We start from the raw sequence: 20,556 nt of genomic DNA on the forward strand, positions 1-20,556 counted from the left end.
ACAGCAACAGCCCGCTTCGATGAAGCGGGCTGTTGGGGTATTATGAATCACCGCATCATCTCCGCTCTTTCCCTCCAAACAATCTTACCCCTAATGAAAGCCCAAGGGTATTTCCGTAAAAAAGATGTTGAAGTTTATCTCCCTGATTAATAAATGTAATCTGTTCATAATGAGTGAGTGCTTTTGTATAAAAAGCCTCTATTCTGACGCGCCTGTATTGATACCCCAAACGCGCATTGATGCCCCATTCAACCCCCTGAGCTTCATTTTTTGCCCTTGTCTTTGTAGCCAGCAAGACATTCATCTCAGGACCTACACTCACAAAAGCCCCTTTATACATAAACCCTACCCTGCCGCTGACTCCTGCATACCTGTAGGTATTGTAAGCGAATATAATATCACTATTGCTCGGGTCTTCGTACTTATTTTCTCTTTGCTGAAAATACAGGTCGGTATCTATAAATAACCAACGGCTCACCGGAAGCGTAGCCCACGCTCCCACCTGAAAACCGTTTGAAACACCCACACCGCGCAATTGACCATTATAATTACTCGGCCTGTTAATTATTTTTGTACTCATCCTGTTGGCCCCTGCTTTCAGGCCAAACGAAAATCCATCGGTTACCTGGGCGTAACTACCGGTGCCGGTCAACAATAAGCCGGCAAATGCACAAATCAGACTTGGTACTGTTTTCATGGAATCATTGTTTTATGTTGACTGTAATGGTATCAATGCTGCAGGCACCCACAAAGCCGTAGCCGTTTTGAATGTTATTTTTAACCGGCAATACCTCCGCAAACGTATCCTCATTGTACGAGTCATATTCACGCAGGGAGCGATAATAGTCGTAAGTGGCGGCGGAGAGGTGATACAGATACACTTTTACCTGATTTGCCCTAATCGTTTGATTATTGCCTGCTTCTTTGAGTAAAAACAGGCGGGAGATGATTTTCTTTGTTTGATTGTCAAAACTCAAATCGTTCATCAACGCATCCAGCGGTATTTTATAGATACTTTCGTTGGTCAACGGCACGCCGTCTTTGACCGCGATCATTTTGTAGGCATAATAATCTGCGCCCGATACATCCCGAAAAGCCAGGTTAATGGACGCCTCTGTTTGTTGTTTCGTATACACGGCCGAGACCTCACTCATCGTTAGCGCACTCGGAAGGGGCTCGGGTACAGCCAAGGCTTTTCCCAATGCAGGATGCTGTACCTCTACCGTAAGATTATCGGTATACTTCCAATTGCTGTCTGACATATACAGATCGGCACCCTTTTGTAATACCGCCCACGGCATTCCATTCGTTTGCAGACTTACCGTCGCTTCCAGAAGCGGAGACGTGGGATTGGATTGCAGCACGGGCAGCGTTTTGGTCACATAAACGCCCACGCCCACATTAGAAACCACGCCATTCACGACCAACTTCTCAGGAGAAGACGGCAACTTGACGTTTTTGGTTGAAATGACTTCGCAGGAAATGATTCCGCAAGCCAGCAAAAGCACCGGGAAACTACGCATCATCTGAATTTATAAGCAATACTTATGGACGGTAATATCGGAAAGACGGAGGCCGATCTTATGACGTTTCGACGTTCAAGCGGCCGATGCTGCTCATCGGTAATGACTTCCACCGCCGGATACAGTCGATACGTATTTTTCCGACTGTAGAGGTTATACACGTTGAGGTTGATTTCCCAATAACGCCCTTTGGTTAAAAAATATTTTTTTGTCAACCCAACATCCAATCGGTGATAATCGGGGTATTTTCCATTGTTTTTTTGGTCATACACAACGTATTCAGGCACCAGCGGATTGGCGGCGATCCTACCGGCCGGCAGATCATAGCGTTGTCCGCTGTAATACACCCACAAAAAAGACAGTTGCAGGGTCTTACTCATTTTATAGACACCATTGAGGTTGAGGATATGACGGCGGTCGTAGAGATCATTAAACCATTTGCTTTCGTTCAGTTCGTCATAGTGTCGTTGGTTCCGCGATAAGGTATAATTGACTCCCCCGGACCAACGTCGAAAGCTTTTTTCAGCGGTCAATTCCAGTCCGTAGGCCCGTCCTTTGCCTCCCGACAGGGTATTTGCCTCCCAACGATAATACAGGTAAGGATCGCCATAGTAATAGCGGTACATGCTCAGATTCTGCATTTGTTTATAATAAGCCCCAATGCTGTACTTAAACGTTTGCCCCGGGCGCGACTGCGACCAACCGACGGCGTACTGCCACGAGGACTGCGGCAAAATACCCGGTGTTGAAGGCACCCACGTGATTTTATCCGTTAATCCTCCGCTTTTTACCAGCGCGTGGTTGTACTGAATCATCCGGGTGGCGCTAAGCTGAATGCTTGCATTGTCTGTCCGGTACGTAAGCGATGTTCTGGGTTCAAGCCCTTGGTAATTCACCTGCTTTGTTTGAAAATACGAGTACCTTGCCCCGACATTCCATTGCATTTTGGAGGATAGGTTTACCATCAAACTGCCAAATACTCCGCCCTCCAAAGCCGAAGCGGAGGCTTCTTTAAGCGACACAGAATCCTGATTTTCTTCTTTCCGACGGTACGAAACGGGCTCATAGGTATGGTGAATGAGATCGGCCCCCAGTTTTGCTTTGACGCCCGAAGCGACGGTCCAATCAGCCAGAAAATTGGCGGATACGTCCTGTATTTTTCCGTTGCTGATGGTATAAATTTCACTGATCTTCGTAAATGTTTTTTCCGGTTTCATCCACGGTTTGGGCTGAACGGTAGCTACCCTGAACATCGTCGATCCTTCATTGTACCGAAACGCGTATTGTGTAAAATGAAGCCCCGTTTGAAGAAAAAGGCGTGAACTCAGCACATGGTACGAACGTACCGAAAGCAATTGGTTGGTTAATCGGCGAAGGTTATGATCGACGTTGGTTCCAAAGAGCGAGTTTTGAAGTACCTCGTAATAATCCACTCCCCGATAATAACTCAAAAACAGCTTATGATTCTGATTGAAGGAATGATTGAGCTTTACATTAAGGTCATAAAAATTATACCCTAAAAAATTCCCCTGCTCATGGTTCTGAATGGCTTTTTTCTTACCCAAATTAAAGAGATTCAGATACGCACTGCGCCCGGTCAGCAATAAAGAAGTTTTATTGGTTTTGATGGGCCCCTCCAACGAGAACTTGGCCGAAACAACGCCCACTTCCGCCTTTCCTTCCCACCGATTTTTATTGCCTTCCCGAAAAGACACATCCGTCACCGAAGAAAGTCGCCCGCCGTATTCTACCGGAAAATCTCCTTTATAAAAATGCACCCGCTGCACCGCATCAGGATTGAAAAGCGACAGGAAATTAAACAAATGCCCGACACTGTAGATGGGTGCTCCATCCAGATAATACAGGTTTTGATCGTTGGCCCCTCCCCGTACGTTGATCCCCGATGAAAGTTCGCTGCCGGCCGCCACCCCGGAAAAAATACTGATGGCTTTCAGCAGGTCTTTCTCCCCTCCCACACTCGGCAGATTGTTGAGCAGTGTAGGCGTAAGGGTCACAAGATTGGGCTGAAGGGTGGGTTGATAACTCGCCCTGACCTCCACCTCCTGCAACGTTTGAGGCTTCAAATAGAGCCTTAAGACGGTATCTTTGGTGATGTATACCTGTTGGGCCTCGTAGCCAACCAATGAGATTTGGAGAGCAACGGGCAGTTTGTTCGGAATAACATTAAAGTACCCGTACCGATTGGTGGTCGTAAAGAGCTTACGGGTACTGTCGACAATCGTTACGGAGGTCAGGGGCTCATTCGTCCCTGCCTCCATAACGACTCCTTTGACCACTATCTTTTGAGAATAGGCTTCATTGAGCAAGCCTCCTCCCACCAAAACACCCACCATCCATTTCCAAAAACGCATAGACTCAAAAAATAGTTAATTGTACTGTTAGGGGCAACCATATGTGAATTCACTCACACCTCCTGTAGAATACGTATTCCAACCCACTCCTCCTGCCTCTACATAAGAATATTGCTGTGAAGAAACCGATTCAGGGTCCAGCACATTCGTAAAATCAAGATAGGCATCGTATGTTATATCAGTCCAAGTATTTGAATAGTTACAATTTACATACTTCTGACCTTCAAAAGGATACGGGGAATAGGGCGGATTAATAAATTTTACGTAAAGATAGAAACTTGCTTTTAGCGTATTAGCAGTGCTATAGTTAACCCAATTTCCCCAAACATTCTTTTTCTCAGGATAACCTAAAACTCGAATTGTCCATTTTAAGGTATATAGTGTCTGCCCTAAGTGATTTGTTCCCGACGGGAACCAGTAATTTGCTGTTTGGGTAGAGGCGGTAGCTTTCCGATCTCCATTTTGAGTTACACTTGTATTAAAATAAGTACAACTGGCCAATTTTGCATTATTCACACTTGATACAGTATTATTTAACAGCATCAACTGCTTAGAGTTTTGATTTCCTTTGACAGTAGTAAGACTACCATCGAAAGCTATCTTTTGTTGATTTTCGCCAAAGCTGTATAACATCTTTCCTATATACACCAGCCCTTGTCGATTAATAAAATGATTTATAAAGGAATCACCTGCTTTCGGTTTTAATCTTCCATTTTCGCCTGTTTTCACTATATCCTGGTTCTCAGCATAAATAGAATCATACTCTGACTTATTAGTAGCTGCTGATAATTTCTGCACTACTTCGGAATATTGTTTTGCATAGCTTTGAAAATTACCATTTTTCCAAAATAAACTCCTTTCCTCAATTGTTGCGGATTGGATTGCATCCCATGTTTTTTGAAAAGATTCCAGATTTTTAAAATGTAAAATACCCTGCTTCACATCATAAAGCCCTGAAATTGATTCATCAACCAGATTTTTATCATATTCTGCACGATTGTGAACAGTAGGAGTTATTTCATTCTTTAAATCCTCTGGCTTTTGACATGAGGTAATGTAGAGTAAAATACCCAATAAGTAAATGTGGCGATAGTTAAAGAACTTTTTCATAAATTTGTACGAGTTTAAATGGTTAAAAAATTGTTTGAACTGTCTGAAAAAGTCACCGCAGCCGTCCAAAGTCGTGGTGGCTTTTTCTTTTTTTAACTCACTATTGCGCAATAGTCAGGGGCAAATCTCCGCAAAAGATTTTTGCCGCGCCTCAACCCTAGGGTGAATTTTTCTCCACCCTAGAGGCGATAATGGGCCATTTCCAACAAAAATTTGTGAAAACCATCCTTCCCTGCTACCCCCAATTTTGAAATAAGGTTGTTTTTGTGGGTCTTTACGGTGGCGATGCTTACCTCCAAAGCCGTTGCTATGTCGGCATTGGTGCGGCGTTGGATGGCATAGTAGAGCACTTTTAGCTCCTGCGGCGTGAGCGCAATCGACCTGCGTTGCAGAAAGGTATTCAGTTGTTTCAGTTTTTCCAACTCCTCGGCAGGGGAGTCAGCGGCTGTTTTGTTCGGCATTCGATATTTATTTAAATAGCTCATTTATAAACCATTACTTGCACAGATTCTCTCTAAGCAGGCATGGCATTGATTAAAATGAGTTTTTCTAAACGTTGAAAAAATAATGATAATGCTGCGTATCAGCACCAACTGTTGAACTACAAAATAGGGGGTACATTTTGGGCGGCATGAAACAAAAATTGTTGCAAGCCCGCCTTTCCTTCCACACCGAGCTTAGCGATGAGGTTGTTTTTGTGCTTCTTCACCGTACAGATGGCCGTGCCCAATTGATCGGCTATCTCCCGATTGTTCCTGCCTTCTTTGGCCCAATACAGCACATTGAGCTCCTGTGGGGAGAGAAAAATAGATTGGCGGAGCAGAAAAATATCTAATCTGTTCAATGGGTCGAAATGGTCTGGTTGCGGGCACTGGGCTGTCATCTTTTTTGATTTTTAGATACTTAAACCCTTTCTGAGGTGTTCATCGGCAACCTCTACCATAGATAGATAGATAGATAGATAGATAGCATCTGATGAACAGCCTTTCGGCACGGGCTGTCAATAATTCGTTCATCAAGAAGCAGGGTAGAAGAGCTGTACGCCCATAAACGTATAGCGTGCCAAATATAAACTGGTTTTTTTGAGAAAAACAAATAATAGTTATCAAACGGTGTATGAGGGTTGATAGCAGCCTTTTACTCTCTAATACAAGCCAAATTGCCCCGTGACTTATGGGTATAAAAGCCGCGCAAATTGTTTTTTTAGGATAAAATTATCTTTACTTCCTTTTCCGTTTTTACTTTGTAAATAAACTACCCATTCAAAGCGTACTGAAGCACTTAGCATTTTCTTAACACCCCAATCAAAACCTTTTTAGCCATTCGCAAGTATGAAAAAACGAGAAAAATTAGCGATAATAAGAAATTATTATCCCAATGCCGTCACCACGATTGATAGTGTAAACAAACTCATCGACTTTCTGGAAGAGCATTTAGATTTAGAGCCTGGCCAAATCATGTTGGCCGACAGTATTTGCAGCGACGATGTAAACGCCATTCAGTATCCATCCAGAGCGCACGAGTTTTTGGGGCCTTTCAAAATGGGCGGCTTGGATGGTTTTCCTTTTACGGGCCTTACGGGCATGGGGGCCTTTGCCAGCCACGTACCCGACGAAGGTGCGGTCTTTATCTATTACGGCCCCCACATCGGCATCACCAAAGACGGAGTTATCGGTGAGATTAAGCGCATCGGTCAGGCAAAAAATTCGGGATGCTGCGGAGCCGCCAAAGGTGCGCTCAACAAACTGGTGAACAATCAAATTGTGGAAGGCAACGTGACCGAAATGGACTTCCAAATGAACACCATTGAGCAAATATTGCTCCGCCAAAAAGACCGAATACTCAGCGCCGCCGTACCACTTTATGAAGCAACCGAAGTAATTTATGAGGCCATTGACCAACGTATTCATGAATTGGTCGAAAAAACAAACTACCACTGTAAGTACGTAATACTGTTTGGCACCATCCTCATCAACAGCGATTCTGACATGGGGTCTTATACCAGCGCAAAACGTTTCGACATTATTGATTTGGCCACCAAAGAAAAAAAGAGCGTCTTGGATTACTACGACAACTAAGCAATAACAATTGAAATTGAACGGGGCCGTCGAGAGCGTACAATTGTATGTATCGGCGGCCCTAAATTTTGAAAGACCCGCATCGTTCATCCCCCAACTGAGCTTGCTCCAAGCAGTCTGTCTTTTCTTCCCCTTGCTCAGCCGTACTTGGTCATTCTTCCACCACAGTCAGTTGTACTTTTTGGCATATTTTTCTCAACGCCGTTCTCTACAATTGAGCACTCCAAAACGAGTGCTTAACATCGACTTTTTCTTTATCAACAGACCAATAAGGTAAAAAACTGCAAAAATTAGAAAAATAAAGACCTTTTTAGGATAAAAATACCGGAATTCCAGTATTGCGCCTTGCCTAATCTTGTATGAAATTTGGGTATTCAAATCTTTGCCCTACTTCATTAGAATCTTTACCCTACTATTTTAAAAACTTTAGCATTGATTATTATGAATCCACAACTATTCATTTCTGCAGATTTAGGCCATCAGCATCTCTTTTCATTCGACTTGGAAAGTATAGTGCGTTTGGAAGGTGTTCGAAATTACACCCGCTTTATCCCCGCAAAAGGGCAGCCCGTCATTACCTGCCGGTCGTTAGGTCTCTACCTTGAACAGCTCCCGCAACAATTTGTACGGGTCCACAAGAGTTATGTTATCAACAGTCGGTATATTTTGGGCATAAACCCCCACAGTCATTCTATTTTGATGACCGACGGCACTTCTATTCCCATTTCAAGGCGAAAGCGAACAACTATCATGCGCCTTTTGGGGAAGTCCCGTTTAAAATCAACGACTTAGCTACCATCCTATTTATTTTTGAGAATCAATTTGACTTTATATCAAAAAAGATTCTATATTTTCAGGAAAAAGTACCTTCCTATGCGCGTATTGTTGGCAGATGACCACCTGATTTTGCTTGAAAGCTTGGCAGCTCTCTTAGAAAAAAAAGAAGGGGTTCAGATTGTTGCCAAAGCAACGAATGGCTTGGAAGCGCTCCGTCTAGTGGAAGAGGTACCCATAGATATCGTCGTTTCTGACCTCAATATGCCTCTTTTGAGTGGTATTGAGTTTACTATTCGTGTGAAGGAACGATTCCCTCATATAAAGGTAATTTTGCTGACCATGGTGGAAGATGCCTCCCAGATTCGGGAAGCTATTCAGGCGGGAGCATGTGGATATATTCTAAAAAGTGCCTCCCCCGACGAATTGCGAAAGGCTTTGACTGAAGTTGGCGAAGGAAGGCGATATTTTAGCCGCGATATAGAAAAACAACTGTCTTCTATTCCCAATCCTGACGTCCCCAATGGCCACGAAATCGTGGACGGAGTGCCGCATTTAACCAAACGAGAAATCGAAGTTATCCGGTTTATCGTACATGATTTTTCCAGTGAAGCCATTGCCAAACAATTGAATGTCAGTATCAATACCATTGAGACCCACCGCCGAAATATCTTCAAAAAACTACGTCTGAATACCGTAGTCGGCTTGGTACGATTTGCCATTAAGCACAAGCTAATTGACTGATAATCAACGACGCCAATTCAATCGGCCAATTAATTCTTTATCTTCGGCCTTATCAATCTTGCCAGAAATTCCTGATGCAGGACGTTACAGTAAGGAGATTCAGGGAAATCTTCTTTAAACCGTTCCAACAACTTTCCCGCAACCGTGTATTCTTTCTCGGGTGAAAAATGCGCCAACGAAAATGCCCTCTGTACGGTTTTAGCAAGCATCAATTCTCGGGTTTGGGGAAATTTACGTAGTCCTTCATAGATCGAATTATACCTTCCTTCCCACACCGTACTGTCGATCTGTACAACGGCATTTCGGTTCATAAAAGGCCCTGGTAAAAAACCCAGCCACCGCGAATACAACGCCTCGCGGTAAATATCCGAAATAAGGGCTTCATCGTCCATCGTTTTCAGGCTAATCGACTCATTTTTGGAAGCTTCACCCAAACTCCGAAGGTAGGCTTGTTTGCGTAAATATTTTTGTCCTTCCAAAGACGCCAAAACGTACGCATTAATCTCTCGGTTTGTGGTATCCTGCTCACGTTGAAAACGTTCTGCCGACTGAGTAGCAAGATCATTGATAACAAACGAATAATCTTCCAACGACATGTGTTGAAAGAGGGGTTTGCGCAGGAGAGAATCCTGCCCCAACAACAAACTCCCGTACAAAAACTGGTGTAAACGAGCCGTTGGGCCTTTTACGACCGGAAGAGACGACCGGCTAGGGTTGACAAAATAAAGGGTGTCGTTGGGTTTGAGCAAAAAATCAACGCGGTACCCCAAACATTCAACCGTTACTTTTTGGGGCGATTCAATACATAAATCGGCTTTAAAACAGCCACTTTCGTCGGTACGCTCTTTCAATACAGCTTCGGGGTCGTACGGAGAAAAGCCCAAAGGGGTATCCAAAAAAATCTGATACTGCGAAGAAGGAAACCCCTCAAAATAGCCTTGAATATGCACATTTGGCTGGGCAAAACTCCGCAAACAGCCAATAAGCAAAAGGAGTAAATACCGCATGGTCATGTCTGTTTAACTACGTAAAGCTTCCCACAAAATCTCAATCGGATGTTTGGCTTTTCGCCCAGTACCATCTTTAATCTGATGGCGGCAACTCGTGCCTGGCGCGGCAATAATGACCTCTTCGGGCTGTTGACGTACCGTAGGAAAAAGCACCAATTCACCCACTTGCATCGACAAATCATAATGCTCCTCTTCGTAGCCAAAAGACCCCGCCATGCCGCAGCAACCCGAAGGAATCAACTGAACGGTATAATTTTCGGGCAATGACAGCATCTTTTTGCTCGGCGTCAGCGACGACAAGGCTTTTTGATGGCAATGCCCGTGCAATTTAATGGTTTTTTGTTCATTCGTAAACTGTTGACGATGAATACGTTTTACATCTATTTCTCGCGCAATAAACTCTTCAAACTGCAGGGCATTTTTGGCTAATTTTTGGGCGGCTTCCTGAAGTTCATTGGGGACCAAATCGAGGTATTCATCCCGAAAAGTCAAAATAGCGGAAGGCTCAATACCAATCAGAGGGGCATTGTCAGAGATGACATCCTTGAGCATTTCTACGTTCTGAATCGCTATTTTCTTTGCCTCTTTCACCAAGCCCTTTGAAAGATACGTCCGGCCGCTTTCGGAGTGCTTGGGAATGATGACTTCATAGCCTAGTTTTTCGAGCAATAAAATCGCTTTCTGGCCTATTTCAACGTCGTTGTAATTTGTAAATTCATCGCAGAAAAGATACACCCGCTTACCTCCGCTTTGTGTTCTGGCCTTATGCCAATCTTTAAGGGTTGTTTTTGACAACATTGGCATGGTTCGGTCGGGGTGAAAACCCACCACTTTGTTGGCGATGCGCCGCAGTGATTCATTGCCAAAAATGGAATTATACGCCCACGGTGCAATGCTTGCCAAACGCATCTGTTGCGAAAAATTGGCAATCAACCGCGACCGAAACGGCACTCCGTTTTTATCATAATAGCTTTGCAAAAACTCCGCCTTCATCTTGGAAATATCCACGCTCGACGGGCACTCCGATTTGCAACCTTTACAGGATAAACAAAGGTCCAAAATCTCCTTGGTTTCTTCGGCACTGGCATTGACCGAAGACGATTCAGTATAAAAATGACGCAGCATATTGGCGCGGGCGCGGGTTGTGTCGCGCTCACGCCGCGTTGCCATGTAGCTTGGGCACATGGTCCCTCCAGTAATGTGCGTTTTACGACAATCGCCCGAACCACTGCACTTTTCGGCCAATCTTAACAAGCTTTCTTGTTTTGAAAAATCAAAAACTGTTTCGATATGAGGGGCTTTTTGGTCGGGCTGATAACGCAGGAATTCGTTCATCGGCGGTGTATCCACAATTTTCCCCCGATTGAATACTCCTTGCGGGTCAAACAAATTTTTTACTTCCCGAAACAACCCATACACTTCCTCTCCCATCATAAACGGAATAAACTCGCCGCGCAGGCGGCCGTCGCCGTGCTCGCCCGAGAGCGAACCATTGTATTTTTTGAGCAACATGGCCGTATCTGCCAAGATAGCCCGAAACTTGGCCTTACCTTCCGAAGTTTTCAGGTTAACCATCGGCTCCACGTGCAGCTCGCCAGCTCCTGCATGGGCGTAGTACGAAGCATGTACTTGGTGTTTTTTGAGCACTTCGCCCAAATCTTCGATATAATTCGGCAAATCTTCCACCGCTACGGCGCAATCTTCGATGAGGTTGACGGGCTGTAAATCGCCAGGCAAGTTTCGAATCAGGCCCAAGCCTGCTTTGCGCACATCCCAAGCTTTTTTGGATTCATGGCCAAACAACAACGGATACGCATAACCTAGGCCGTTGAGCTTCAGTTCAGCCACCAATTTTGCCGCCGTTGTTTCTACTTCTACGCGGGTTTCCGCACCAAATTCCACCATGAGCATCGCCGCGGGATCACCTTCAATAAAAAAGCGATTGTGACGGTATTCGTTGTGCTCTTTGGTAAAATCCATGATGTATTTATCCACCAACTCCGACGCCAACGGCTGGTGTTTCATTGCGATACCGTTTGCCAGCAGTGATTCATGCAGCGAATGGCAATGCACACACAGCAACCCAAGCTCGGCGGGTGGTAAGGGCAAAAGGTTGAGTTTGGCTTCGGTAATAAAACACAGCGTTCCTTCTGAGCCCGCAATAAGTTTGGGGAGATTCAAGCCGCCGTTCGGTACATCAAGCAGCGCGTCAAGCGCGTAGCCTGAATTACGGCGGGTGACCGTTTTTTTTGGAAATTTCTCCCGAATAAGTTTTTGATTGCCTGCGTCTGTCAAAAGTGAAGTAAGGCCTTGCTCAATACGCTCCCGCAGAGAATCTGCTTGATTGGGGATCGATTGTTGGCCAAAAACCACCTCGCTTCCATCGCTTAATAAGGCTTTAACTTCCACTAAATGGTCGCGGGTAGCGCCCCAACTGATGGAGTGTAGCCCGCATGAGTTATTACCAATCATCCCACCAATCATGGCACGGTTAGCAGTAGACGTTTCGGGTCCGAACATCAAACCGTAGGGCTTCAAGACCACATTGAGGTCGTCACGAATCACACCCGGCTGCACGCGCACCCAGCGTTCGTCCGCATTTATTTCGAGGATTTTGTCAAAGTATTTAGAAATATCCACCACAATTCCCTCACCTACCACTTGGCCCGCAAGGGAAGTTCCCGCCGCGCGCGGAATCAGCGTGAGGCCATGCTCGACGGCAAACAAAATGAGTTTTTGAATATCACTGATTGTTTTCGGTAAGGCTACCGCCAGCGGTGTTTCCTGATATACAGAAGCATCGGTTGAGTACAACCGCCGAATGGCTTGGTGGGTAACCGAATTGTCAAAATAGAATTCTCCCTCAAAATCAAGGGTTAATTGTTGAAAAGGAAGTTGAGTAGGTGTAGCGTAAAACATTGGGACGAATCATTTGTGCAAATGTAATTTAAAATCAGATTGGGCGTACCTTTGTCTCCCTTTACGGATAAACATTCAACCTCTGGGTGTACCTTAAATTATTTACCAAAAACAAGAATTTTACAAAAATGCCTGCTACTTATATTGAAACACGCTTAACGCTCAATCCAGACTATAACGACATTTTAATGGCTGAATTGGCTGAGATTGGCTACGAATCTTTTGTCGAGTCCAACGACGGTATCTCGGCGTATATTCCCGACACCAGCTTTGACTTAGACGCTCTCCAGCAAATCGTTGAGCGGTATCAATCCATGACGGCCATTACGTTTGAATCCCAACAACTCGAAACCAAAAACTGGAACGAAGAATGGGAGCGCAATTATCAGCCGATTGAGGTGGCGGGCAGAATTCGGGTACGTGCTTCTTATCACACGCCCGACCCCGCGTTTGAGTACGACATCGTAATTGACCCCAAAATGTCGTTTGGAACGGGGCATCACGAAACCACTACGCTGGTGATGGAACAGCAACTTTTGCTCGACCATCAAAAAAAATCGGTGTTGGACGTGGGAAGTGGCACGGGAATTTTAGCCATTCTGGCCGAGAAACTCAGCGCTAACCGACTCACTGCCTTTGACATTGAAGAATGGGCCTACCTCAATGCCGTAGAAAATGCCGCCATGAATGGCTGCACGCACATCCATGTTTTTCAGGGAACGATTGCCGATTGCCCCACCGCTACGTATGATATTGTACTGGCCAACATCAACCGAAATATTCTGTTGCAGGAAATTCCTACCTATACAGAATTTTTGGTCAATGGCGGAACGCTGATGGTCAGCGGGTTTTATGAATTTGACATTGCCGATATTGTTCAAAAAGCCGAAGAAGTAAGTCTTCGATTAGTAGCCCAAAAAACCCTCAATCAATGGGCGGTTTTAAGATTTGAAAAACCATGAAAATAAGCATTTTAGGATGCGGCTGGCTGGGTCTTCCGCTGGCCGCACAACTTGCCCGAGAAGGGCACACCGTAAAAGGAAGCACGACGAGTGTCGAAAAATTGGCCGTTTTGCGCGCCCTTGAGATTGAACCCCTATGGCTCCAACTTACGCCAGAACCCAAAGGTATTGGCTGGGATTATTTGATGGATTGCGACGTGCTGGTTGTCAACATTCCTCCACGACTGGAGCGTGCAGGGCCAGATTTTCACACGGCCCAAATACGCCATTTGATAGAGTTGGTAAAAGATAGCCCCGCCCAAAGGGTCATTTATATCAGTTCAACCTCCGTTTATCCTGAGCTCAACCGGGAAGTAAAGGAAGAAGATGTGGTTTATCCCAGTCAATCAGCCGCTCCCACGTTGGCCGAAGCAGAACTATTGATTCAATCATTGCCCCAAGCATGGCTTATATTACGTTGCGGCGGCTTGATGGGGTACGAACGCATCCCCGCAAAATATGTTTCAGGTAAAAAAAACATTACTACTGGCGAAGTTCCCGTCAATTATATCCACCGCGACGATGTCATCGGAGTCATCAAGGCATTTTTACAAAACCCGTCGGTATGGAATGAAACTTACAATGTAGTGGCACCAATGCACCCTACCCGTCGAGAAGTATACCTTGCGAGTTGTGCTCCTTTTGGCTATCAGCCCCCCACGTTTAGTACTGCCGAAATCAATCCATTTAAAATTGTCTCCTCTCAAAAATTACTGGATAAACTCAACTATCCATTTCTGTATTCTAACCCCCTCCAATTTCTGTATCAGCTGTAGATTTTTGTTTAATTAACCATCAACAAAAGTCAAACACTTATTTTTATTTCAATTTTGTTTAACGTTAATTGTCATACGTTAAACAAGTATATTTTTTTGAACTTTTTAAAGACAAAAGCTCAAAATTGACCTAAAAATAATACTATAATATTACTAAACCAATACAAAATCACTCATTTTAGTCCAAAAAACTGATGACTAAATTTAATATTTGCAGATTTATTTAAAATTAATTTGGAAGTTTGTTTAATGTTTTACTAAATTTGTTCAACAAACCGAAACCAAAACATTCAAATAAGCCCACAATGACAGCTATCGAGTTCACTTACCACATCGCTAAAGTGTCAAAGTCACTGAAGCCCTTTGCGATGCGTTTAACAAAAGACAGCGAAGATGCTAACGATTTGTTGCAGGATACGCTGTTGAAGGCTTTTACTAATCGTGACAAATACGCCGACGGCACAAACCTCAAGGCATGGTTGTATACAATCATGAAAAACACCTTCATCACCAACTACCAGCGTATGGTGCGGAAGAATACCTTTATCGACACAAGCGACAACTTACACTACATCAATTCTTTTGAAAACAGTACCGAGAACGAAGCCGCTGGTAAGTTTGCCATGGACGATATCAACAAAGCCGTTAATTCACTAGAGGAAGCCTATCGTACCCCTTTTATGATGTACTATCGGGGGTTCAAATACCACGAAATTGCTGACCGCTTGCGCATTCCCATCGGAACGGTTAAAAATAGAATTCACATTGCGCGGAAAGAGCTCAAAGACAAGCTATACGTCTATGCGCATCCATTTTGAGTAGGGATAATGAGACATTGGCGGCTTAGCTATCTTAACCGATAAAGCGAAGCTGCCAGTTTAAAAAGAGGAAGGTTTCGAAAAGTTGATCGGTGTCCGGTCAACTTTTTTGTTTTAGATAAAATTGACTTCGGTATGCAGACGAATTCCGAATTGCTCTTCAACGGAAGACTGAATTTTCTCAGCTAACTGCTTGATTTCAGTCCCTTTACCACCACCATAATTGACCAACACAAGCGCCTGACGGGCGTGCACCCCAATGCTTCCGAAGCGTTTACCTTTCCAGCCACATTGTTCAATCAACCATCCAGCGGGCACTTTTACGACCTCATTATTGATAACGTAGCCTGGTATTTCAGGATACATCAATTTCAGGTGCTCGTATTGCATCACCGAAATTTCGGGGTTCTTGAAGAAACTGCCCGCGTTACCAATTTCGACGGGGTCAGGCAATTTGCTACGTCTGATCTTAATGACGGCGTCGCTGATAGCCTTGATATTCAACTCTTTGACGCCCATTTGATCGAGCGTTTTTTGAATATCGCCGTACGAAACATGAAATACGGGTGTTTTTTGCAACTTGAACTGAACATTGCAAATAATGTACTCCCCCTTCAATTCATTTTTGAACACGCTATCGCGGTAGCCAAAACGACATTCTTCATTGGTAAAAACCCGTTTTTGACCCGTAAGAATATGGACGGCTTCGAGTCGTTCGAAAGTATCTTTGATTTCGACGCCATATGCCCCGATATTTTGCATGGGAGCGGCTCCGACGGTGCCAGGGATAAGAGAAAGATTTTCAAGACCTGCCAATCCTCGTTCTACGCAGTAAAGCACAAATTCGTGCCAATTTTCGCCAGCACCCACCCGCACCCACACATTTTCCTGATCTTCTTTGACCGTCCGAATGCCCTTGATATTGATTTTGACCACCAGCCCGTTAAAATCCTGCGTGAGAAGAAGATTACTGCCGCCGCCCAAAATAAGTTTTGGCAACGTCTGCACGTCAGGAAGCTGGAGTAATGTCTGAATGTCTTCGTCATTATCCACTTCTACCAAATAGCGAGCCGTAGCATCTATGCCGAAGGTATTGTATGATTTAAGAGAAACGTTGCTTTGAATGGTAAGCATTTTACCGTAGTAGATTCTGGTGCAAAGAACGTAAAAAATGGTTGTTTCACAAAGGTTTCGTCAAACAAGCCATGTAAAACCCGTCGAATCCATCACGCGCTGGTGAGGTTCGGGCTTCTTCCAAAAGCTGCCATTTTGCGCCCTGCTCGGCCAAAAAACGCTTCACCTGGTCTTCACTTTCCGACGGCAAAATGCTGCACGTAGCATACACCAACTTCCCGCCAGGTTTCACCATTTGCGAATAATTGGTCAGGATTTCGTACTGTGTTTGGCGAATTTGGGTCAAAAAATTGGGTTTCATTTTCCACTTAGAATCGGGATTTCGACGCAAAACGCCCAATCCCGAGCAGGGCACATCCAACAACACGCGGTCGGCGGTATCGCGGAGGCGTTTGATGGTTTTAGGTTCAATGACGCGCGTTTCTACGTTGCTGACCCCGTTCCGTCGCGCTCGACGGCGCAACTCTTCCAGTTTCCAACCTTCTACATCCATCGCAATGAGTCGCCCCTGATTGTGCATCAATGCCGCCAAATGTAGGGTTTTGCCACCCGCGCCCGCGCAAGCATCAATGACGCGCATCCCCGGATGAACATCCAACATGGGCGCAATGCGCTGCGAACCAGCATCTTGCACTTCAAACTGTCCATTTTGGAAATAATCGGTTTGAAAGACGTTCTTTTTCTCCTTCAACTTCAACGCATCGGGCAACCCAGAAAGGATTTCGGTAAAAATCTCTTTGCTGGCCAGCGCCTCCTTCAATTCTGTCGCCGTGGTTTTGAGGGTATTGGCTCTCAGCACCACGGGCGCCGTTTGATTCAGCGCGTGCAGTTCATCCTCCCAGGCCGTGCCCAATTCGGCCGCGCCGATTTCATCCAGCCAATCGGGAATCGACTCCCGAATTTTACGGCTTTTTTTGGCTTCTTCATAAGCTTGACGGATGGCCGCGGGCTTGATGTGCGCAAATTCCGTCCACGGAGGCAGTTCGTTGCCTTTCAGCAGTTGCCACGCCGCAAAAAAGTCCAGATACGAAGGGTTCCCCAAGTGCCCCGTGACAAAGTCCAGCATTCGCCACCAGCGGACAATCTCATAGGTATTTTCGGCAATAAAGCCCCGGTCGCGCGCGCCCCATTTGCGGTTGGATTTGAGCACCTGCTCAATTACTTTATCGGCCTGACGCCCTTTTTCGAATATTTCGGTCAGCGAAAAAACGATCGCCTCCACTAAAACGCGGTGGTATTTCATGAAATTTGAATCAAAATATGCCCATTGCCGGCAACACAGTCTTTACCGAACACCATTTAGAAGGAAGTCAGTTCCTTTGCCCTTGATAAAAGGCATAAATGGATACTCGATTTGTTTTGGACTATGCTCCCAAAAGCCTTCCGCTAAGGTATCTTAATGCCATAGGATAAAAAAACACTAATCTCTTTGGGAATGCAGATGCTTTTTGATAAGCTTGTGGGGGGGGAGATGCGGGAAAACTACCTGTAACTGATGGTTATTGCCTTACCTTGGGTGCAGTTATTAAAAAGAACAAACAAAATATCGTGAAATACCTACTTTTTATAACTCTTACTTTTGTTTCATGCAACAGTTATAACGAACGGGAAATACAGTTAAATGCAAAAAGTATTGTTGAAAATTTAGACGAATCTATTTTAACCAAATTTTGCGATTGGAGCGTTACACCACGTGGTAACGAAATTTGGCATTTTAAAGATTTCAGCATCTTTTACAACCCAAACTTAAAGGATTCTATTTGGTTTAGAGTTTTACAAATCCATAAATTTGAAAAAGATTTTCCGATATCTATCAGTTTCAAAACTGACACTTCAGAATGGTCAAATTATGACTTTATACAAACAAAATCTGAATATTTAATTTCCAAAACCAACTCCAATGCAGAAAAGCTAAAAATTGCTACTGATTCTCTATTCACATTAAGAAATCCTTTTGAGGAGATAAAATCATTATCAACAATCAAAAATAAGTACGGAATAATAATGATTGATAATCATTGCGAGATGAATAACATCGTATTTTATCTTACACCAAAACATATCTTGATCTATTATCAAAAAGGTCATTTATTAAAAGAAACAACAGGAATACACATATTTAACAACAATTGGGTTTTAAAAAAACTTGAAAAGCCAATTGATTTTTCCTAAGATTTTTAACAATATCCCAGCTATTCGGAGTGTTTCACACTCCGAACCAAAATAAACAGCGCATTTTCAACACGGTAAGCACCCAAATACATACCACCCAAATCCGCCCAACAAAGCCCCCAAGTTGTTCGGAGTGTTCCGCACTTCGAACCAAGAATAAATGAGAGTGTTTGCAACACGGTAAGTGCCCCAAAAACAGGCAAGAAATAAAACCTCCAACTCCACAATTTACTTCTCCAAAGGATACCACTTTACATTGCGTAATGCCTCCCGGCGCGAATAGGCAGTTTGGTTGGGGGCGTAATGTTTGGCGAGATAGTCCAACACCGTTTTTTCGGTTTCGCCCAAATCCCATAGCTTATGATTGCGCTGCATCCAGCGAATCTTGCTCAACCATTCGTCGCGGGTGAAGCGGTGCTGTAAGATTAGCTTCGGCGAGTGGCAGCCCGTGCATTGGGCTTTGACAATGGCAAAATGAGGGTCGAGCGCCAAGCCCGTTTCGGCATCCACGCTGTCGGCCAATGCCTGCGTGGACGAGGGTTTTGTGCCGTATTTCTGTTCCCGCTGCACCGCCGCCACAAATAGGCCAATGGTGCAGATTATTAGCAATAGTTTCTTTATCATAGAATCGAGTGAGAGAATGACGAATATAAAATACTTATTTCCGACATTTTTACATTTTTCGGCTTATCATTTTTCGGTTCACTAAACGGCTTTTACCGCAATTCGATGACAGGCGTTGTTGAGGTATCCTCCGGGATTCCAAGCCGGAATCACCATCGGCTGTGTTACCCCATTGGCATCTGTGGCGCGGGCCCATACTTCATAATAGCCCTTTTTGGGGAGTTGGATCTGCGCCGACCAGTGCTGCCACGCCAAGCGGTTTTTGGGAGGCTGCACGTTTGCTTTTTGCCAAGTGGCTCCGTAATCAATGGAAACTTGAACTTCTTTTATCCCAAGATCGCCCGCCCATGCGTGGCCGCGTAGCGAAAGGGTTTTGCCCAAGTCGAGCATAGCGCCTGATTTGGGAGACGTTATCAGCGATTTGACGGGCATGGATTCAATAATACGAAAGTTTTCGGGCGTCTCGGCCAGCTTTTCCCCGGGCGAAATCGGCTGACGTGGCACGCGGTAACTCTGTCCGTCCATTTTGGCTCCGTCGTGCTCTTTGTTGCGAATCGCAATGGTGTGCAGCCACTTGCCCGACACCGAAGCGGGCCACCCACCGATAACCAACCGCAACGGAAAGCCGTGCATCAGCGGCAGTTCCTGGCCGTTGACCGCCCACGCCACGAGGGTTTCGTCTTCCAATGCTTTTTTGATGGGCACGCCGCGCGAGATCACCACCTTGCTCGGGTCGCGGCTGGGGTGTAGGTCTTTGCCGTAATACCCGATGTAGACCGCATCGTCTTTCAGGCCCACGTCGTTGAGAATGTCTTTCAGACGTACGCCCGTCCATTCGGCGCAGCTTACCGCGCCCTGATCCCACTGATTGCCGGAGGTTTGGGGCACAAATCCCGAGCGCCCGTTGCCGCCACATTCGAGCACCAACTGATAGGTATAGGTCTTGAATTTAGTTTTCAGCTCGCTCAGGGTATAGGTTTTCGGGGCTTTGACCGACTCCCCTTTGATGGTCAAGCTCCATGCTTTTGGGTCAATTTTTTCTTCGGGCACGAGGCCATTGTTACGAATGAACATTCGCTCAATGGGCGTCACCGCATCGTCCAGCAAATGGGGCGGGGTTTCAACGTTCCAGGGTTTATCACTCAACACGATCATGTCGGGATGTTTTCCTTTCAAACCCTCATCAAAGGCCAATGGAACGTGATTTTTGGGCATATTTTCGGCAAAAACGATCTCCGTTCCGACGATTCCCGCCAGTGTGGTCAAGGCGCTTTTCTTTAAAAAACCGCGACGGTTGTGCAGCGTTTCCTTCATGTCTCTACTTAATTTTATAATCTATGGAATTACCGGATGATTTCATTTTTCAAAGATGCTACAAAAAAATGTATAATTGAAAAGTTCTTTTGTCGGGATTATGGGATTAACGTAAAAACGCGTTATTCCTCCCTATCGGGCTTATTACAGAAAGCATAAATTGAAAGATTCTCCGTATGTTTGAACA

At 44.9% G+C, this 20,556-nt stretch carries 20 protein-coding genes; 7 read left to right on the plus strand and 13 right to left on the minus strand.

Features of this window, described 5'->3' with window-relative positions; genetic code table 11:
- Positions 1–55 precede the first annotated feature (55 nt).
- From DR864_RS13860 to DR864_RS13885, 6 genes are all read right to left on the minus strand, one after another.
- The gene (locus tag DR864_RS13860) at positions 56–697 is read right to left on the minus strand and encodes a hypothetical protein (protein WP_114067540.1); all 642 of its coding nucleotides are present in this window, start codon (positions 695–697) and stop codon (positions 56–58) included.
- A 4-nt stretch (positions 698–701) separates the two neighbouring features.
- On the minus strand, positions 702–1,526 hold the full coding sequence (locus tag DR864_RS13865) for a DUF4249 domain-containing protein (RefSeq protein ID WP_114067541.1): 825 nt from the start codon (positions 1,524–1,526) through the stop codon (positions 702–704).
- Positions 1,523–3,895: a TonB-dependent receptor gene (locus DR864_RS13870; RefSeq protein ID WP_114067542.1), complete on the minus strand. Its 2,373-nt coding sequence runs from the start codon at positions 3,893–3,895 to the stop codon at positions 1,523–1,525. Before DR864_RS13870 ends, DR864_RS13865 begins: the two co-directional genes overlap by 4 nt.
- 27 nt (positions 3,896–3,922) lie before the next feature.
- A complete protein-coding gene (locus tag DR864_RS13875; RefSeq protein WP_162793809.1) occupies positions 3,923–5,005 on the minus strand; it encodes a hypothetical protein in 1,083 nt (360 codons plus the stop codon).
- A 179-nt stretch (positions 5,006–5,184) separates the two neighbouring features.
- The gene (locus tag DR864_RS13880; protein ID WP_162793811.1) at positions 5,185–5,466 is read right to left on the minus strand and encodes a response regulator transcription factor; all 282 of its coding nucleotides are present in this window, start codon (positions 5,464–5,466) and stop codon (positions 5,185–5,187) included.
- A gap of 140 nt (positions 5,467–5,606) precedes the next feature.
- Positions 5,607–5,888, minus strand: coding sequence for a helix-turn-helix domain-containing protein (locus tag DR864_RS13885; protein ID WP_114067545.1), 282 nt, complete (start codon positions 5,886–5,888; stop codon positions 5,607–5,609).
- Between the two features lie 448 nt (positions 5,889–6,336).
- Between DR864_RS13885 and DR864_RS13890 the strand changes: the two genes are divergently transcribed.
- The 3 genes from DR864_RS13890 to DR864_RS13900 all read left to right on the plus strand — a co-directional run bounded on the left by DR864_RS13890 (position 6,337) and on the right by DR864_RS13900 (position 8,601).
- Positions 6,337–7,083, plus strand: a complete 747-nt coding sequence (locus DR864_RS13890; RefSeq protein ID WP_114067546.1) for an LCIB family protein — start codon at positions 6,337–6,339, stop codon at positions 7,081–7,083.
- A gap of 441 nt (positions 7,084–7,524) precedes the next feature.
- Entirely contained in the window at positions 7,525–7,875 is a 351-nt protein-coding gene (locus DR864_RS13895; RefSeq protein ID WP_114067547.1) for a LytR/AlgR family response regulator transcription factor, read from the plus strand.
- 81 nt (positions 7,876–7,956) lie between these two features.
- Entirely contained in the window at positions 7,957–8,601 is a 645-nt protein-coding gene (locus tag DR864_RS13900) for a response regulator transcription factor (RefSeq protein WP_114067548.1), read from the plus strand.
- A gap of 29 nt (positions 8,602–8,630) precedes the next feature.
- On the opposite strand, the gene DR864_RS13905 is transcribed toward DR864_RS13900, so the two are convergent.
- Together DR864_RS13905 and DR864_RS13910 are read right to left on the minus strand one after the other, a co-directional pair.
- Positions 8,631–9,608 carry a hypothetical protein gene (locus tag DR864_RS13905; RefSeq protein WP_162793813.1) on the minus strand — a complete coding sequence of 326 codons (978 nt, stop codon included), beginning with the start codon at positions 9,606–9,608 and terminating at the stop codon, positions 8,631–8,633.
- A 12-nt stretch (positions 9,609–9,620) separates the two neighbouring features.
- A complete protein-coding gene (locus tag DR864_RS13910) occupies positions 9,621–12,530 on the minus strand; it encodes an FAD-binding and (Fe-S)-binding domain-containing protein (RefSeq protein ID WP_114067550.1) in 2,910 nt (969 codons plus the stop codon).
- 128 nt (positions 12,531–12,658) lie between these two features.
- Between DR864_RS13910 and prmA the strand changes: the two genes are divergently transcribed.
- The 3 genes from prmA to DR864_RS13925 all read left to right on the plus strand — a co-directional run bounded on the left by prmA (position 12,659) and on the right by DR864_RS13925 (position 15,125).
- Entirely contained in the window at positions 12,659–13,492 is an 834-nt protein-coding gene (gene prmA / locus DR864_RS13915; RefSeq protein WP_114070277.1) for a 50S ribosomal protein L11 methyltransferase, read from the plus strand.
- Positions 13,489–14,307, plus strand: coding sequence for an SDR family oxidoreductase (locus DR864_RS13920; RefSeq protein WP_114067551.1), 819 nt, complete (start codon positions 13,489–13,491; stop codon positions 14,305–14,307). The genes prmA and DR864_RS13920 overlap by 4 nt, the downstream gene beginning before the upstream one ends.
- A 305-nt stretch (positions 14,308–14,612) precedes the next feature.
- The gene (locus DR864_RS13925; protein WP_114070278.1) at positions 14,613–15,125 is read left to right on the plus strand and encodes an RNA polymerase sigma factor; all 513 of its coding nucleotides are present in this window, start codon (positions 14,613–14,615) and stop codon (positions 15,123–15,125) included.
- Positions 15,126–15,239: 114 nt separating this feature from the next.
- Here the strand turns inward: DR864_RS13925 and murB are convergent, their stop codons facing one another.
- Positions 15,240–16,259, minus strand: a complete 1,020-nt coding sequence (gene murB, locus DR864_RS13930; RefSeq protein ID WP_114067552.1) for a UDP-N-acetylmuramate dehydrogenase — start codon at positions 16,257–16,259, stop codon at positions 15,240–15,242.
- Between the two features lie 46 nt (positions 16,260–16,305).
- On the minus strand, positions 16,306–17,502 hold the full coding sequence (locus DR864_RS13935; RefSeq protein ID WP_114067553.1) for an RsmB/NOP family class I SAM-dependent RNA methyltransferase: 1,197 nt from the start codon (positions 17,500–17,502) through the stop codon (positions 16,306–16,308).
- A 305-nt stretch (positions 17,503–17,807) separates the two neighbouring features.
- On the opposite strand from DR864_RS13935, the gene DR864_RS13940 reads away from it, so the two are divergent.
- Complete coding sequence (locus tag DR864_RS13940) at positions 17,808–18,431, plus strand: hypothetical protein (RefSeq protein ID WP_162793815.1); 624 nt, start codon at positions 17,808–17,810, stop codon at positions 18,429–18,431.
- 20 nt (positions 18,432–18,451) lie between these two features.
- Here DR864_RS13940 and DR864_RS29825 read toward each other — a convergent pair whose 3' ends face one another.
- From DR864_RS29825 to DR864_RS13950, 3 genes are all read right to left on the minus strand, one after another.
- Positions 18,452–18,610 carry a hypothetical protein gene (locus DR864_RS29825; RefSeq protein ID WP_162793817.1) on the minus strand — a complete coding sequence of 53 codons (159 nt, stop codon included), beginning with the start codon at positions 18,608–18,610 and terminating at the stop codon, positions 18,452–18,454.
- 49 nt (positions 18,611–18,659) lie between these two features.
- Positions 18,660–19,055: a hypothetical protein gene (locus tag DR864_RS13945; RefSeq protein WP_114067555.1), complete on the minus strand. Its 396-nt coding sequence runs from the start codon at positions 19,053–19,055 to the stop codon at positions 18,660–18,662.
- Positions 19,056–19,136: 81 nt separating this feature from the next.
- The gene (locus DR864_RS13950) at positions 19,137–20,369 is read right to left on the minus strand and encodes a sulfite oxidase (protein WP_114067556.1); all 1,233 of its coding nucleotides are present in this window, start codon (positions 20,367–20,369) and stop codon (positions 19,137–19,139) included.
- Positions 20,370–20,556 lie beyond the last annotated feature (187 nt).

Source organism: Runella rosea, assembly GCF_003325355.1.
GTDB classification, from domain to species: Bacteria; Bacteroidota; Bacteroidia; order Cytophagales; family Spirosomataceae; genus Runella; species Runella rosea.